Here is a 15,077-nt window from a genome sequence, read left to right as displayed (position 1 = left end):
GTTACGTCATCCGTGTCTCCCGCATACCGTGGATAATGTGCAGAATCTGCTGAACGCCGGCGGCGACGCCGGGCAGGACCCTGAGAAGGCCGACACGACGGAGCCGCCGTTACTCACCGACCCCCGTGGCGGGGTGCCCGGCGTTATCGACGACGCCGCGGCACTCGACCGTGCTCTCGCAACCCTGGTCGAGGGCACCGGGCCGGTGGCCGTGGACGCGGAACGCGCGTCCGGCTACCGCTACACGCAACGCGCCTACCTGGTGCAGTTGTGGCGTCAGGGCACCGGCGTCCTGCTCGTCGACCCGATCGCCTGCCCGAACCTGGCCGCGATCGACGAGGCGCTGGACGACACCGAACTCGTCCTCCACGCCGCCCAACAGGACCTCGCGTGTCTGGCGGAGCTTGGCCTGCGTCCGCGCCGTCTGTTCGACACCGAACTCGCCGGACGACTCCTCGGCTACCCGAAGGTCGCCCTCGGCGTCCTCGTGGAGAAGCACCTGGGGGTGCGGTTGGCCAAGGAGCACTCCGCCGCCGACTGGTCCCAGCGTCCGCTGCCCACCGACTGGCTGCGCTACGCCGCTCTGGACGTGGATCTACTGGTGGAGCTGCGCGACGCTCTGGAGGAGGAGCTGCGCTCGGCCGGGAAGCTGGAGTGGGCGAGGCAGGAGTTCGCCGCCGAACTCACCGCGCGACCCAAACCTCCCCGGGCCGACCCGTGGCGCCGCACCTCGGGGATCCACCGGGTCCGCACCCAACGTGGGCTGGCCGCGGTTCGTGAACTGTGGCTGGCGCGCGACGAGATCGCGCAGGAGAAGGACCTCGCACCGGGGCGCGTCCTGCACGACAAGGCCATCGTCGAGGCCGCGCTGGCGATGCCGCGTTCGGTCCGGGCGCTGATGGCGCTGCCCACGTTCCATTCCCGGCGCGCTCGGGAGCACGCCCCGATCTGGGCGGCCGCCGTCGACCGCGCCCGCACGTCGTCTTCGGGGAACCTTCCCCGCCCGGCCGCGGCCGGCGAGGGCCCTCCCCCGGCCAACCGGTGGGCGGACCGAGCCCCCGAGGCGGCCCGCCGCCTGGAGTTCCTGCGCGCCACTGTGAGCCAAATCGCCGAGGACTGTGCGCTGCCCACCGAGAATCTTCTCCACCCCGAGGTCATCCGCCGGCTAGCCTGGGATCCCCCGTTGGCGGCCGCTGAGGATGCAGTGGGGGAACAGTTGCGTCGGGACCGGGCACGGGAGTGGCAGATCGCCCTCACCTCGGCACCACTCACCCGCGCGCTGAAGGACGCTGACACCTCGTGACGGATCCCACGTAGCCTCGGGGAAGATTCTTCGCCGATCCCGCAACCCACGTGGATTAAGGGACTTGGTGTGCGCGTTACGTCGATGGCGAACGTCCGCGAGCGGAGAATCGGAGGCAGGAATGGGCGGAGTGCGACGCGCGCTGCGAGAAGCCTGGACGCTGTTGCCACGTCAGCTCGATTTCGTCCGGTTCCACCAGACCCCGCCCGCCACGACTCCGGCACCGCGCCGCTCCCCCACCGAGCGGGTGCGCCTCTTGGAGGAGACGCTGGAGGAGTACCTGGACACGCTGGGACCCTGGCACCACCGCACGATCGCCGCGCGCAACAACCTCGCGGCCGCCTACGTCCAGCGCGGGCGCAACGCCGACGCCGCCGCGGAGTTCGAGCGCGCTCTGGCCGACTGCCGCCAGGTGCTGGGTGAGGGGGCCCAGCAGACGGACGTCATCGCGGAGAACCTCGCCTACTGCTATGAGGACGCGGCCCGGTGGGAGGACGCGGCGGCCCTGTGGGAGAAGCTGGTGCAGTACCGCACCTCCCGTCTGGGCACGACGGCCCAGGAGACCGTGACGGCCCGGATGGGCCTGGCGCACGCCTACCGTCGTACCGGGCAGGTCGACGCCGCGGTCGCCCACGCCGAACGCGCTGTCGACGACGCCGAGGGCGCGGACGGCGAACGAGTGGAGCAACTGCGGATCGGGCTTGCCCGTGCCTACCGGGACGCCGGCCAACTCGACGCCGGTATCCGCCAGTTGCGCATGGTCTACGCTCGCCGTCGCCAGCGCCTCGGTGCCGCCCACGCCGACACCCTTGGCCTGCGCCACCGGCTGGGACGCTGGCAGCACAAGGCGGGGCACAGCGAGGAGGCGGCGTCCACCCTGCACGGGGCCTACCGCGTCGCGCTCTCCTCCTCGGGTGACCCCGAGATCCGCCTCATCGCCCTTCGAATCCGCCGTGACCTCGCCCGAACCCACCGGGACCTGGGTCGCGACCTCGGCGACCTCCGATAGCGGGACCGGCCGCGGCCGTCCACGTGGTGTGGCGCGCCTGGCCCCGTGGCAGCGTGAGGCCCTGGTTCGTGGGTCCGGGTCGTCGACCGCGGAGGTCCTTAGGGGAGCGTTTCTTCGCTTTCGAAGGAAGGAGGGGCCGTCGCCCCTCCCTGCCCGCTTCACGGATTGGCCCCGGCGGGGCCAGGCTTCGGCGCGCACGTCGATCCGTCATGGGCATCCTGGTCGACTGGTCGGAAGGATCGACGCGGGCGAACTCCGTCCGGGGAGTGCCGAGCCCCCAACGCTCAGAGAACACAGCGGTGAATAACACAGCCTCGATGTCGCGCGCCACTTCATGTTCGGGATGTTCGGGGCGCGGCCTCGTCGCTCCCGGTGGCCGCCACCCCGGCCCTCGTCCGAGGAGTGGCCGGCCGGAGTGTCGCTCTCCGGGTTGTGGTCTCCGCACGACAGCGTCGTCGGCGACTCCCCAGTCCCCCAGGTGCGTCCCGAGGGGCCCAGCGTGGGTCCGGCGCGACACCCGGCTCCGGCGCAGCTCCTTCCCGTCCCGGGATTCCCACGCCTCACGGCCCGCCGCCCCCGTCTCCTCCGAACGTCCGCGACGACGGACGGGCGGGGCCCTCTGTCCCGTCGATCCCGGCGTCGCCTCGGTGGGTTCGTCCACCCTCTCGTCCCGCGCGGCGGGGACTCGGCGGAGCGTGAGCGCCGCGTCCCCATGGCGACACTCGCGGCGGCTTCCGCGCGGTCCCCGGACGCGAGTAGGGACACCGGTTCGCGGATCGTCGCGCGCGGAACGCTCGAGGTGACCCCCGCGACGTGTCGGCGTCGCGCCGGCGACGTCGTCGGTCCGGCCTTCCTCGCGGCGTCCTCGGCAGCCTCGGGGCCGCGACGTCCTGCGCCGTGCCGTCCCCGACCTTCCGCTCCCCACGTCCGGCGGGCGTCAGGGCGTGACGATGGGGAAGTCGGTCCTTGGGTCGTCCAGGACCGCGACGAGCCTGCGCAGGACGTCGGCGTCGCCGGTGTGCCCGACCCCCGAGAGATCCCCGGTGGCGAGGAGTCGTGGCAGTTGGTCTCGCCGCAGGGTAAGCGTGAGATCCGCGGGGGCGCCGCTCGGGTTGGGGTGGCGGATGAATACTCCGTTCGACAGGGTCGCGCGGTAGCGCTCGTCGGTGTCGGTGAGGTGGAGGTCGAGGGAGAGCTCCTCCTCACACGCGCGCGGGCCGTCGACGCGGATCGCCACCGAGTCCAGCATCTGGGTCACGTTCAGCGCGGGTTCGAGGCTCTGGGCGAGGGCGATGGCGGTGGGCGGTACACCGTGGCGCAGTTCGTACGCGCCGGTCAGGAAGAAGTTGCGCCACGTCGCGCACTCGGCTCCGTGGCCAAGGCGGGTCAGGACCGACGCGAGCAGGTCCTTCGCCTCGGTCCGGTTCGGATCCGCGAACACCGCGTGTGAGGCGAGTTCCGCGGCGAAGCGCAGGTCTCCCTCGTCTGCGAAGGACCGGGCGCGTTGCGTCAGCTCCTCGACACCCCCGAAGGCGCGGGCATAACGCTCGGCCTGGGCCTTGGGAGGGTGCTGCCACAGGTGCGCGGGGTTGCCGTCGAACCATCCCATGTAGCGCTGGTAGATGGCCTTGACGTTGTGTGAGGCCGAGCCGTAGAAGCCACGTGCTCCACGCCTGGTCGAGGGCGGGTGGCAGCGCCAGCTCCTCGGCGATCTCGATGCCGGTCCACCCACGGTTCATGAGGCGCAGCGTCTGGTCGTGGAGGTAGGCGTAGATGTCGCGCTGTTCGCGGAGGAACGCGCGGATGCGCTCGGTACCCCAGACGGGCCAGTGGTGCGAGGCGAAGACGACGTCGGAGTGGTCCCCGAACATCTCGATCGTCTCGGTGAGGTAGCGCGACCACATGCGCGCGTCGCGCACCTGCGCGCCGCGGAGCGTCAGCAGGTTGTGCAGCGTGTGGCACGCGTTCTCGGCCGTGCACAGGGCTCGGCGGTCGGGGAGGTGGAAGTTCATCTCGGCGGGCGCCTCGGTGCCCGGAGTCATCTGGAACACGAAGCGGACGCCGTCCAGTTCCATCTCCTGGCCGGTGTGTGTCACCTCGACCGTGGGTGGGATCAGTCCCACCTGACCGTGGGACGTCCCGATCCCCAGCCCCGTGCCGACGACCCCCTGGGGGCCGGGCTCGACGGCGAACGCCGCGAAGTACATCCCGCGGCGGATCATCGCCGTGCCCGCGTACACGTTCTCCGACACCGCGTGTTCCATGAAGTGTTCCGGGGCGACGACCGGGACCCGACCTCGCGTGGCGTCCTCGGCGTCGATGACACCGAGGACGCCACCGAAGTGGTCGACGTGCGGGTGGGTGTAGATCACGGCGGTGACGGGGCGCTCGGTGCGGTGCTCGCGGTACAGCCGCATCGCCGCGGCCGCGACCTCCTCCGAGACCAGGGGGTCGACGACGACGACTCCGTCGCGGCCCTCGACAAGGGTCATGTTGGAGAGGTCCATTCCGCGCACCTGGTAGATGCCTTCGGCGACCTCGTAGAGACCGCTGGCGACGGTGAGCTTCCCCTGGCGCCACAGGTTCGGGTGCACGGTGTCGGGGGCGGGCGCGTCGTCGCGCAGGAACGAGAAGGCGCGCAGGTCCCAGACCGTGTGCCCGTCGGGGTCGGTGACATGGAGGGGCGCGTCGGCGATGTGTCCCCGGCGGGCGTCCGCGAAGTCGCTGGTGTCGGTGTGGGAGGGCCCGGTGCGGGTGCCGCTTTCCGTGGACGCCGTGGGACGGGGGACACTGGTCGCGCTGTTGGTCTCGATGTCACGGGCCATTCGAGCCTCCCCATCATCCCGAGAACCGACCGGCCGGCGGGCCGCGTTCCGGACAGGCTCCTACCCGCTACGGCCACTCCCCGAGGTCAACCCCGCGCCAAGATCGCGCCACGCGGAGGGGCGCGTGAGGCGGACGATCGAGATGGGTAGGGCCACCACCAGGGGAGACCGCCCGGTGATCCGGGCGACGGCACGATCGGGGGGATCTGCATGCGTGCGCGTCAAGGCGACCGGCTGTTGGTACACGGACCGTCGGTGGGGCACCCGGACCGGTCGGGAACGATCGTCGACGTCCGGGGAACGGACGGCGACCCACCGTTCCTGGTGCGGTTCGACGACGGCGTGGAGGAGCTGGTCTTTCCCGGACCGGACGCGGTGGTCCAGCCACGCACCGCACCCGATGACGACCACTGAACGGGTGTGGACGTCACGTTCGCCCGCACCGTCCCGAACCGCGGGCCAGGTGTGCGGGGCGCCGGCGGCCCGTGCCCCGCACGACGCCGCGCCTCACAGGAAGGCGGCTCCGCCGTCCACGTTCAGCGTCTGGCCGGTGAGGAACCCGCTCCCTGGGTCGCAGACGTAGAGCAGTGAGGACACCAGGTCCGCCGCCTCCGGGGTCCGGGGAACCCGCTGTAGGCCACGGATCCGCTCGAATCCGCCGTCGGCTCCGGTGGAGCGTTCCGCGGTGGCGGTACGTACGAGCCCGGGCGCGATGGTGTTCACGGTGATGTTGTCGCCCCCGAGCAGCGTGGCCAAGGAGCGGGTCAGTCCCACTACGGCGGACTTGGAGGCGGTGTAGGCGACGATGTCGGGAGGACCGACGAACACGGCTCCCGACGCGAGGTTCACGACGCGACCCCAACCGCCGGCCCGCATCGCGGGCAGCGCCGCCTGCGTGAGGTGGAAGGGCGCCTCCACGTTCAGGGAGAGGATGCGCCGCAGGTCCTCCGAGGTGGTCTCCTCGAACGGGATCGGCGGGTAGATCCCAGCGTTGTTGACGAGGATGTGCAGCCCACCCATCGTCTCGACGACCCCGTCGACGGCCCGCCGCCGGGCCTCGGCGTCGGTCACGTCGACGGAGAACGGGACGAACGCGTCCCCGATCCTGCTGGCGGTCTCGGACTGGTCGGCGACGTCGAACCCGGCGACGCGGGCGCCGGCGCCGGCCAACGCCGCGGCGAACTCCTGGCCCAGGCCCTGCGCCGCCCCGGTGACCACGGCGACACGGTCACTCAGTGGCATGCTGTTCTCTTTCCTCTTGTCGCTCGGAGTCCGACACTCCCGCGGACTTCGATTCGGTCGTCGCGGCGCTGGGGCGTGCCCCGTATCGGCGCACGCCCCAGCGGAAGGTGACACTCCCTAGCTCAGGCGGTCCTCGAGGTCGTCGACACCGAAGTCCTCGAAGTCCTCGACGAGGGCCTCGGCGCGGGCGCGGTCGGCCTCACGTCCGATGTTGTCAACGGTCAGGCCCTCCTCGAAGAGGTTGTCGGCCATCCACTCCTGGAACTCCTCGTCCTCCTCGATGAGAGTCACGATCGAGTCGGCCAGGAAGTCGACGGTCTCCTCAGGGGTCCCCGGGGTGGTGGCCATGCCCATGTCGAGGTCGAACATCGGCCGCTCGGGGATCTCGACGTTGTACTGCTCCTCGATGTCGGCGAGCGTGGCGCCCTCGTCCTCCTGCGGGTGGCCGTCCTCGGACGCGACGAAGATCGGGATGAACTCGTCCTCCTGGCCGTAGCGCTGGAACTGCGCGGCCTCACGGCCCACGAAGTTCTGCTCCCCGCTGAGGACCGCGTTCTGCGTCTCCCCTGGGTCGTAGCCGGGGGTGTAGATGAACTCCTCGTCCAGCGCGTCGAACAGGGAGAGCGCCACGGGCGTCACGGGGCTCTCGAACCCACCGTCACCGAACCGGATCGGGTCCTCGGCGAGCAGGTCGTCGAAGGTCTGGATATCGCCGTCGCGGTTGGCGAAGAAGGTCCACGGATAGGTGGACACCGTGCCGAACCACTCCATGTCCAGGTAGGGCGTGTCCAGCGTGCCCTGCAGGTCGGAAATGGCGAAGGTGTTGTGAATCCCGATCAGGATGGTGTGACCGTCCGGGTCGGCGTCGGCCACCTCCTGGTAGGCGGTGGTCTGGTTGGCTCCGGGAACGTTTTCCACGATGACGTCCTCGCCCCAGAGTTCCTGGAGGCGGGGGCTGAGTCCCCGCGCCATGAAGTCGAAGCCCGACCCAGGGCCCGAGCCCACCACGATGGTGACCGTGCCGTTGGGGAACTCCGCGTCGCCGTTCTCGTCGGCGGCGTCCCCGGCGTCGGCGCACGAGGCCAGAGAGACGAGCAGGACCGTCGCACCGGCTGCGGCGCCTATCCGGGGAAAGCGGCCTTCGCGTGGCATAGGGGATACGTCCTTTCTGGGGAACATGAAGGAATCGCGTCACACGGCCGCGTAGGGAGGAACACGGAGGCGGAACGCGCGCGACCCGGCGGGGGGCCGCCACCAACTGGTGTTCGTCAGTCGAACATCCAGTCGCACTGGATCAGGCAAGGGGAACGCTAGAGCAGCCCCTCCACCTCGTCAACGGTACAAACACCGCAACCAGGAAACGATGGTCGATCGTTAACACCTACATCACAACTACCCACATTTCCCACAACAGCGCTGCGGTCGGTGACTCGATCAAAACGGATAGCAATTACGGACGAATAGAGCACGAACGCTCTTCTGGCGAACACGCCGTGACGCCGATGTGAAGGGGCGGTCACACCGGCACTCGCTCGCATCTGTAGTTACTGGCGAGTAGCATGGGAGCCGTCACACTTTCCCAGTGCCACAAGGAGGGGCGATCGTGCCGCGAACCGCCCGTGAAGTCGTCTTCGTCGACGGGGCACGCACCCCGTTTGGCAAGGCGGGCAAGGGCCAGTACTCCGAGACGCGCGCCGACGACATGGTCGTCCGTGTCATCCGCGAACTCCTGCGCCGTAACCCGGCCCTACCCCCCGAGCGCGTCGACGAGGTCGCCATCGCCGCGACCACACAGATCGGGGACCAGGGCTTGACGATCGGCCGCAGCGCGGCGCTGCTGGCCGGACTCCCCCGATCCGTCCCCGGATACGCGATCGACCGCATGTGCGCGGGGGCCATGACCGCCCTCACCACCACGTCGGCGAGCATCTCCTTCGGCGCCTACGACGTCGCCATCGCCGGTGGCGTCGAGCACATGGGCCGCCACCCGATGGGCGAGGGCATCGATCCCAATCCACGGTTCCTGGCCGAGAAGCTCGTCGATCCCTCCGCGCTGGTGATGGGGAACACCGCGGAGAACCTGCACGACCGGTTCCCGTCCATCACCCGCCAGCGGGCCGACGCCTACGCGGCCCACAGCCAGGAGAAGGTGGCCAAGGCCTACGCGGACGGCAAGTTGCAGCCCGACCTCGTCGCGACCGCGGTCCGCTCCGCCGAACGGGGATACGGTCTCGCCACCGTCGACGAACCGCCGCGGCCGGGGACCACCGTCGGGGACCTCGCGGGACTCAAGACGCCGTTCCGTCCGCACGGGAACGTCACCGCGGGCAACGCGGCCGGCCTCAACGACGGGGCGACCGGAGCCATCGTCGCCGCCGAGGACGTGGCCGCGGAGCTTGGCCTGAGCGCCAAGATGCGCCTGGTCGACTTCTCCTTCGCCGGGGTGGAGCCCGAGGTGATGGGGGTCGGTCCCGTCCCCGCGACCGAACGCCTGCTCCGCCGCACCGGGCTGACCATGGACCAGATCGGCCTCATCGAGATCAACGAGGCGTTCGCGGTGCAGGTGCTGGCCTTCCTGGAGCACTTCGACATCGCCGACGACGACCACCGCGTCAACCCGTGGGGCGGTGCGATCGCCCTGGGCCACCCTCTGGCGTCGTCCGGGGTGCGCCTGATGATGCAACTGTCCCGTCAGTTCGAGGAGCGCCCCGACGTTCGCTACGGGATCACCACGATGTGCGTCGGGCTGGGCATGGGTGGAACCGTGCTGTGGGAGAACACCGCGTGGCAGGGGGAAGCGAAGTGACGACGAGTCTGGACACCGCCCGATCGCTTTTCGCCGACGAGGTGGTGACGCACGCCCTGGCCCGCGACGTCGAGCTGCCCGGGGGCGCGGGAACCGCGGTCCTGGTCACCTTGGACAACGGGCACGACCACCGCAAACCCAACACCTTCGGGCCCGCCGGGCTCACCGAGCTCGGAGAGGTGCTGGACACGGCGCTGGCCCGCGACGACATCGTCGCGATCGCGGTCACCGGCAAGCCGTTCATCTTCGCGGTCGGCGCCGACCTCAACGGAGTGCCCCGCATCCAGGACAGCCAGCAGGCGCGGGCCATCGCCACGCTGGGACACGACGTGTTCCGCAAGCTCGGCGAGGCCCGGGTTCCCAGCTTCGCGTTCGTCAACGGTGCCGCCATGGGTGGCGGGCTGGAGTTGGCGCTGCACTGCACCTACCGGACGGTGTCCTCGGGCGCCCCCGCCATCGCGCTCCCGGAGACGTTCCTGGGCCTGGTTCCCGGGTGGGGAGGGTCCTATCTCCTTCCGCACCTGATCGGCGCCGAGCGGGCCCTCACCCTCATCATCGACAACCCCCTCGCGCAGAATCGCACCATCAAGGGTCCCAAAGCCTTCGACCTGGGCATCGCCGACGCGATGTTCGACCCCGCCGACTTCCTCGAGGAGTCGCTGGGATGGGCGGCGCGTGTGGTCACCGGCGCGGAACGGGTAGAGCGCCCCGCGGTCGACACCGGCGCGGCGTGGGACGGCGCCGTTGACCAGGCCCGGTTCACCGTCGCCGGAAAGCTCCACGGGGCCGCGCCGGCTCCGGCGCGCGCGGTGGAGCTCGTGGCGGCGGCCAAGGACCGGGATCGCGAGGCCGGATTCGCCGCGGAGGACGACGCCTTGGCCGAGCTCCTGGTCAGCGACGAACTCCGCGCGGGGGTCTACTCCTTCGACCTGGTCCAGAAGCGGGCCCGTCGTCCCGCGGGCGCTCCGGACAAGTCCCTGGCGCGCCCCGTGACCAAGGTGGGCGTGGTGGGCGCCGGACTGATGGCGAGCCAACTGGCGTTGCTGTTCCTGCGGCGCCTGGAGGTCCCGGTCGTGCTCACCGACCTGGACCAGGACCGAATCGACGCGGGTGTGGCGTACGTCCACGCCGAGGTGGACAAGCTCCTCGCCAAGGGCCGGATCGGTTCGGACCGCGCACAGCGCCTGAAGAACCTGGTGACCGGATCGCTGACCAAGGACGTCTTCGCCGACGCCGACTTCGTCATCGAGGCGGTCTTCGAGGAGATGTCCATCAAGAAGCGGGTGTTCGCGGAGGTCGAGGCCGTCGCCCCCGCCGACGCGGTACTGGCGACCAACACCTCCTCCTTGTCCGTCTCGGAGATGGCGGCGGATCTGGCGCGTCCCGAGCGAGTGGTCGGCTTCCACTTCTTCAACCCGGTGTCGTTGATGCCCCTGGTCGAGGTCGTGCGCGCCGAGCACACCGACGACGCGACGTTGGCGACGGCCTTCTCCGTCGCCAAGTCGCTGAAGAAGACGGCGGTCGGGGTCAAGGACGCCCCCGCGTTCGTGGTGAACCGGCTCCTCACGCTGTTCATGGGTGAGGTCCTGCGGTCGATCGAGGACGGCACCGAACCGGAGACGGCCGATCGTTCGGTCGCACCGCTCGGACTACCGATGTCGCCCCTCCTTCTGTTGCAGCTCGTCGGCCCGGCTGTGGCTCTGCACGTGGCGGAGACCCTGCACGGCGCGTTCCCGGAGCGGTTCGGGGTGTCGCGCCAGCTCCGGGCCATCGTGGACTCCGGCGCGACACAGGTCTTCGCCCCGGACTTCTCCATTGACCCGGCGGTGCGCGCGCTGCTCACGGGCGGCGACAGTCCGCGTTCCGAGGACGACATCCGCGTCGGGGCCCTGGAGGCCCTGGCCCGGGAGATCCGCGTCATGTTGGACGAGGGCGTGGTCGCCGAGGCCGCTGACATCGATCTGTGCTTGATCACCGGCGCCGGTTGGCCGTTCCATCTCGGCGGTGTCACCCCCTACCTGGATCGGTCGGGGATCGCGGAGAAGGTCAACGGGGTCCGGTTCCACCCTGACGGGCCGAAGGCGCTGTGACCCCGCGCTGAGGTCCCTCACGATGGTCAGGGGTGGTGCCGACACGACCGTCGGCACCGCCCCTCGCTTCGGGAGTGCCGAACGGTCGACGCCACGGGCATGGTGGCCGTTGGAGAGCCGATCGCCGCCGGCCTCCGTTACCGCCACCACGCGCCGCGTCCGAACCTCACGGTGGAACGCAGACCACCCACCGCCCCGCGGGCCCTGCTGTCGCGTCGGCAACCGAGCTGTTCGGAGGTTCACGAAACCACGAGTCAGCGCGGAAGTCGACTATTGACGACAATCGGCGTGGCGGTGGAGAGGTCGCCGGGGCGTCCGGCGAGCGCGGTCACCGCTTAGGCGTCGCCGGGCGGCCCACCGACGAGTTCCGTTGTACGGGACCGCGCGTCCTCCCCCGTCGCCCGGGAGTTCGGCCCGGCGGGTGTGGCCTCCTCTGTCTCCGTCACACCGATTCGGTCGTGCAGCCATCTCAGCCAACCGGGGAGCCACCAGTTGGCGCGGCCCATCAGTCGCATGGCGGCCGGAACGAGAATCGCTCGAACGAGCGTGGCGTCGATGACGATGGCCGCCGCGAGTCCGATCCCCATGATCTTGAGGAAGACGATGGCGGAGGTCCCCATGGACACCAGCACGATGACGAGCAGGAGCGCGGCGCTGGTGATGATGTGGCCGGTGCGTTGCAATCCCACGGCGACGGACTGGGTGTTGTCGCCGGTGGCGAGGTACTCCTCCCGTACCCGACTCAGGAGGAAGAGCTCGTAGTCCATGGCGAGGCCGAACGCCGCGACGACGATGATCACGAGGTATGTGGGGTCGGTCGTGCCCACGGCGTCGAATCCGAGCAGCGTGGCCAGGGCCCCCTCCTGGAACCCCCAGACCACGACGCCGAGCGACGCCGCCAGGGAGAGGACCCCCATCAGGACGGCCTTGACGGGCAGGATGACGGACCCGAACGCCATGAAGAGGAACACGAGCGTCGCGGACACCACGACGAGGATCGTCCAGGGCAAGGCTTCCAGGATCGCGTCGAGGTTGTCCACGCTGGCGGCGGCCATGCCGCCGGCGAGGACCTCGTCGGCGCCCTCGGGGGGTGTGGTCTCCCGGACCTCGGTGACCAACGCCGTGGTCTCGTCGTCGTCGATCTCGCCGGTGAAGGACACAACGAGGTGTGCGACGTCCCCGTTCGCCGGACTCCGCAGGTCCACCTGCGCCGCCGCCTCCAGTGAGTCCAGGCGTTCGGCGTAGTCCTCGAGCGCGTCATCGCTGACGTCCCCCGTCACGACGACGTCGATCGTTCCGGTCCCCCCGGGGAAGTCCTCGTCCATCATCTCGGCGACGACGCGGGTGTCGTCGTCCGGCGGGAGGTAGCGCTGGTCGGTGATACCGGGTTTCAGGCCGAGCAGTGGCGCGCCGAACGTGGCGAGAACCACCGCGACGAGGATGAGCGACACGAAGGGCCGTCGCATCACGGTCCGGGCGAGTCGGTGCCAGCCACCGGTTTCGGACTCCCGCGCCCGGCGACGCCTGAGTCCGGGGATACGCAGCGCGTTGACGCGGTGTCCGACGACGGCGAGGATCGCCGGCAACACGACGAGCGCGGCCACCATGTCGAACAGCACCACGGCGATACCGCCCAGGCCGATGGAGCGCATGATGGCCTGGGGGAAGAACAGGAGGCCACAGAAGGCGATCAACACGGCCACGCCGGAGAACGCCACCGTCCGGCCCGCCGTGGCCACGGTGACCGGGAGCGCTTCCTCCACCGACCCCCGGCGCGCCAGTTCCTCCCGGAACCGGCTGACGATGAACAGCCCGTAGTCGATGGCGAGTCCGAGCCCGAGGATGGTCGCCACGTTCACCGCGAACACCGAGATGTCGGTGACGAGCGCGAGCGCGTGCAGCGCGGTGAGGGACCCCAGGATGGCGAGGACCGCCAACAGCAACGGCATGGACGCGGCGACGAGCCCACCGAAGATGATCACCAGGAAGAGCAGCAGCAGGGGAAGGGACACCAGCTCGGCGACGATGACGTCCCGTTCGGCCTGCTCCGACATCTCGCTCATCATGGCGGCGGCGCCACCGATACGCACGGTGACGTCAGCGTCCGCCAGGGCGTCGCGCTGGTCCTCCAGGTGTCCGACCAGTTCGGCGTAGGACTCGGTCCGCTCCTCCTCCCCACTGCCGCGCAATGTGATCGCCGCATAGGTCGCCCGGCCGTCGTCTGAGATCAGGGCATATCGCGTGAGGTCCTCGGGGTCCATGTCCCAGAAGTGGGTGACGTCCTCCACCGGGGCGCTGGGCAGCGCGTCCAACTGGTCGGTGACGGCCTCGGCGAAGGCTCCGTCCTCGGCGATGACGTCACCGTCGCGCGGTGTTCCTCCGGCGTCGCGGTAGATCACGACGACGTCGGGGGTGGCGGTGTCGAGCTCGTCGGTGATGAGCTCGTCCGCACGGGTCGACTCGGCGTCGGGGTCCACGAAGCCGCCGTCACTGACCTGTGTGAACAGTCCGGTCCCCCAGACCGCGGCCAGGACCGCGAAGACGGCGCTCCCGGCGATCACCCACCAGCGCCGTCGATGAGTGAACCGTCCCAGGTGTGTGAACATCCCCGCCATCTCCTCGCCGCTGTCCCCCACGTCCTAGGCGCATTGTGCCGGCCGGCTTTCGGGCGTGTGTGGTGGGTTGCCCTTATTGGGGCACCGCTCGGGCTAGTCTGGTGAAAACGCACACAGTGGCGGCTCGTCCCGAAGGTGCCCGACGTCGTGTCTCGCGCGGCACCCACCGTGGCGACACCGACTCTGTGGGCTCGCGCGTGGGGGACGGCGACAGGACGGGGTCCGGAGTGGACGACGGCTCACGTGGTTCCCCGGCGGGAGACGGATCGCCGGTTCGGTGGCGAGGGCGGGCCGCGCTGTTGTGGGGCGGGCTGGGCGCCTTTTCGATCGCGGTCGTCGTCGCGGGCCTGGCCCTGTTGGTCCCCACGGCCAACGTCGCCTCGACCCCCCAGGACACCACCTCCCCTCGGGACTTCGCACCCGCGGCCGACGAGGCGCCTGGCGGGTCGGCGCGCAATCCGTTGTACGACTCCTCCGTTCCCGACGCGATCGACTGCCCGATCCCGAACCTGGACCCACGGTCCAGGGAGTCCTGGGAACCGTTCGTGGACCGTGTGGGTGGGTGCCTCGAGGACGTGTGGCGACCCGCGCTGGAGGACCTCGGAGAGGTACCCGAACCACCCCTGGTGACACTGGAGGAGGGCGCCGGCCCCCAGGCCCAGGAGAACGGCGACGGCACGGAGGGTACCGACTCCGATGCCGCGGGGCCCACGGCCGAGGAGAACTGGCAGACCCTGGCCTCCTACCACCACGGTGAGATCACCGTCATGCTCGGCAGCGTCACCTCGCTGGCGGCAGCCATGGCCGACTCCGACGAGGAGGCCGTCTGGCTGACGCTCATCGCACATGAATACGCGCACTACCTGCAGGAGAACGCCGGCATCCTGGAACACGCCTGGTCGTTGGAACAGGAGACGGACTCCGAAGAGGAGGCGACGGAGATCCGCCGGCGCGGGGAGCTACAGGCCGACTGTCTCGCCGGCGTCGCCCTACGTTCCCTCGGCTACGAGGACGAGGCCACGATCGCGACCGTCACGACGTCCCTGCTTGGTGGCGACTCCCCCACCCACGGCAGCTCCGACAATCGACGTCGGTGGCTGATGCTCGGCTGGCACGCCGAGACGCTCTCTGACTGCAACACCTACGCCGCGGAACCCGATTTCGTTCGCTGACCACGTGAAATATCC

At 70.0% G+C, this 15,077-nt stretch carries 9 protein-coding genes and 1 pseudogene; 6 read left to right on the top strand and 4 right to left on the bottom strand.

All coding sequences use genetic code 11. The annotated features are described in order from the left end of the window. The first annotated feature begins 37 nt into the window (after positions 1 to 37). Together J4H86_RS00730 and J4H86_RS00725 are read left to right on the top strand one after the other, a co-directional pair. Positions 38 to 1,303 carry an HRDC domain-containing protein gene (locus tag J4H86_RS00730; RefSeq protein ID WP_394356430.1) on the top strand — a complete coding sequence of 422 codons (1,266 nt, stop codon included), beginning with the start codon at positions 38 to 40 and terminating at the stop codon, positions 1,301 to 1,303. 121 nt (positions 1,304 to 1,424) lie between these two features. Next, positions 1,425 to 2,312: a tetratricopeptide repeat protein gene (locus J4H86_RS00725; RefSeq protein WP_236541263.1), complete on the top strand. Its 888-nt coding sequence runs from the start codon at positions 1,425 to 1,427 to the stop codon at positions 2,310 to 2,312. A 937-nt stretch (positions 2,313 to 3,249) separates the two neighbouring features. Here J4H86_RS00725 and J4H86_RS00720 read toward each other — a convergent pair. After that, positions 3,250 to 5,137: pseudogene (locus J4H86_RS00720) on the bottom strand (alkyl/aryl-sulfatase). Between the two features lie 210 nt (positions 5,138 to 5,347). Between J4H86_RS00720 and J4H86_RS00715 the strand changes: the two are divergent. Then, positions 5,348 to 5,551, top strand: coding sequence for a DUF1918 domain-containing protein (locus J4H86_RS00715; protein ID WP_236541262.1), 204 nt, complete (start codon positions 5,348 to 5,350; stop codon positions 5,549 to 5,551). 93 nt (positions 5,552 to 5,644) lie between these two features. On the opposite strand, the gene J4H86_RS00710 is transcribed toward J4H86_RS00715, so the two are convergent. Then, entirely contained in the window at positions 5,645 to 6,379 is a 735-nt protein-coding gene (locus J4H86_RS00710; RefSeq protein ID WP_236541261.1) for an SDR family NAD(P)-dependent oxidoreductase, read from the bottom strand. Between the two features lie 117 nt (positions 6,380 to 6,496). After that, positions 6,497 to 7,531: a Bug family tripartite tricarboxylate transporter substrate binding protein gene (locus J4H86_RS00705; protein ID WP_236541260.1), complete on the bottom strand. Its 1,035-nt coding sequence runs from the start codon at positions 7,529 to 7,531 to the stop codon at positions 6,497 to 6,499. A 451-nt stretch (positions 7,532 to 7,982) separates the two neighbouring features. Here J4H86_RS00705 and J4H86_RS00700 point away from each other — a divergent pair, with 451 nt between their 5' ends. Next, positions 7,983 to 9,185 (top strand): thiolase family protein, encoded by a 1,203-nt coding sequence (locus tag J4H86_RS00700; protein WP_236541259.1) that lies wholly within the window; start codon positions 7,983 to 7,985, stop codon positions 9,183 to 9,185. Next, positions 9,182 to 11,275, top strand: a complete 2,094-nt coding sequence (locus J4H86_RS00695; protein WP_236541258.1) for a 3-hydroxyacyl-CoA dehydrogenase NAD-binding domain-containing protein — start codon at positions 9,182 to 9,184, stop codon at positions 11,273 to 11,275. The genes J4H86_RS00700 and J4H86_RS00695 overlap by 4 nt, the downstream gene beginning before the upstream one ends. Positions 11,276 to 11,610: 335 nt before the next feature. Here J4H86_RS00695 and J4H86_RS00690 read toward each other — a convergent pair whose 3' ends face one another. Beyond that, entirely contained in the window at positions 11,611 to 13,881 is a 2,271-nt protein-coding gene (locus J4H86_RS00690; protein ID WP_236541257.1) for an MMPL family transporter, read from the bottom strand. A gap of 236 nt (positions 13,882 to 14,117) precedes the next feature. Between J4H86_RS00690 and J4H86_RS00685 the strand changes: the two genes are divergently transcribed. Then, positions 14,118 to 15,062, top strand: a complete 945-nt coding sequence (locus tag J4H86_RS00685) for a neutral zinc metallopeptidase (RefSeq protein ID WP_236541256.1) — start codon at positions 14,118 to 14,120, stop codon at positions 15,060 to 15,062. Positions 15,063 to 15,077 lie beyond the last annotated feature (15 nt).

It is taken from the genome of Spiractinospora alimapuensis (assembly GCF_018437505.1).
Taxonomy (GTDB): Bacteria; Actinomycetota; Actinomycetes; order Streptosporangiales; family Streptosporangiaceae; genus Spiractinospora; species Spiractinospora alimapuensis.
This window is presented reverse-complemented; position numbering and strand designations above follow the sequence as displayed.

Coding starts and splice junctions, on each gene's coding strand:
- J4H86_RS00725 (WP_236541263.1), top strand. CDS start 1,425: ATGGGCGGAGTGCGACGCGCGCTGCGAGAAGCCTGGACGCTGTTGCCA.
- J4H86_RS00715 (WP_236541262.1), top strand. CDS start 5,348: ATGCGTGCGCGTCAAGGCGACCGGCTGTTGGTACACGGACCGTCGGTG.
- J4H86_RS00710 (WP_236541261.1), bottom strand. CDS start 6,379: ATGCCACTGAGTGACCGTGTCGCCGTGGTCACCGGGGCGGCGCAGGGC.
- J4H86_RS00705 (WP_236541260.1), bottom strand. CDS start 7,531: ATGCCACGCGAAGGCCGCTTTCCCCGGATAGGCGCCGCAGCCGGTGCG.
- J4H86_RS00690 (WP_236541257.1), bottom strand. CDS start 13,881: ATGTTCACACACCTGGGACGGTTCACTCATCGACGGCGCTGGTGGGTG.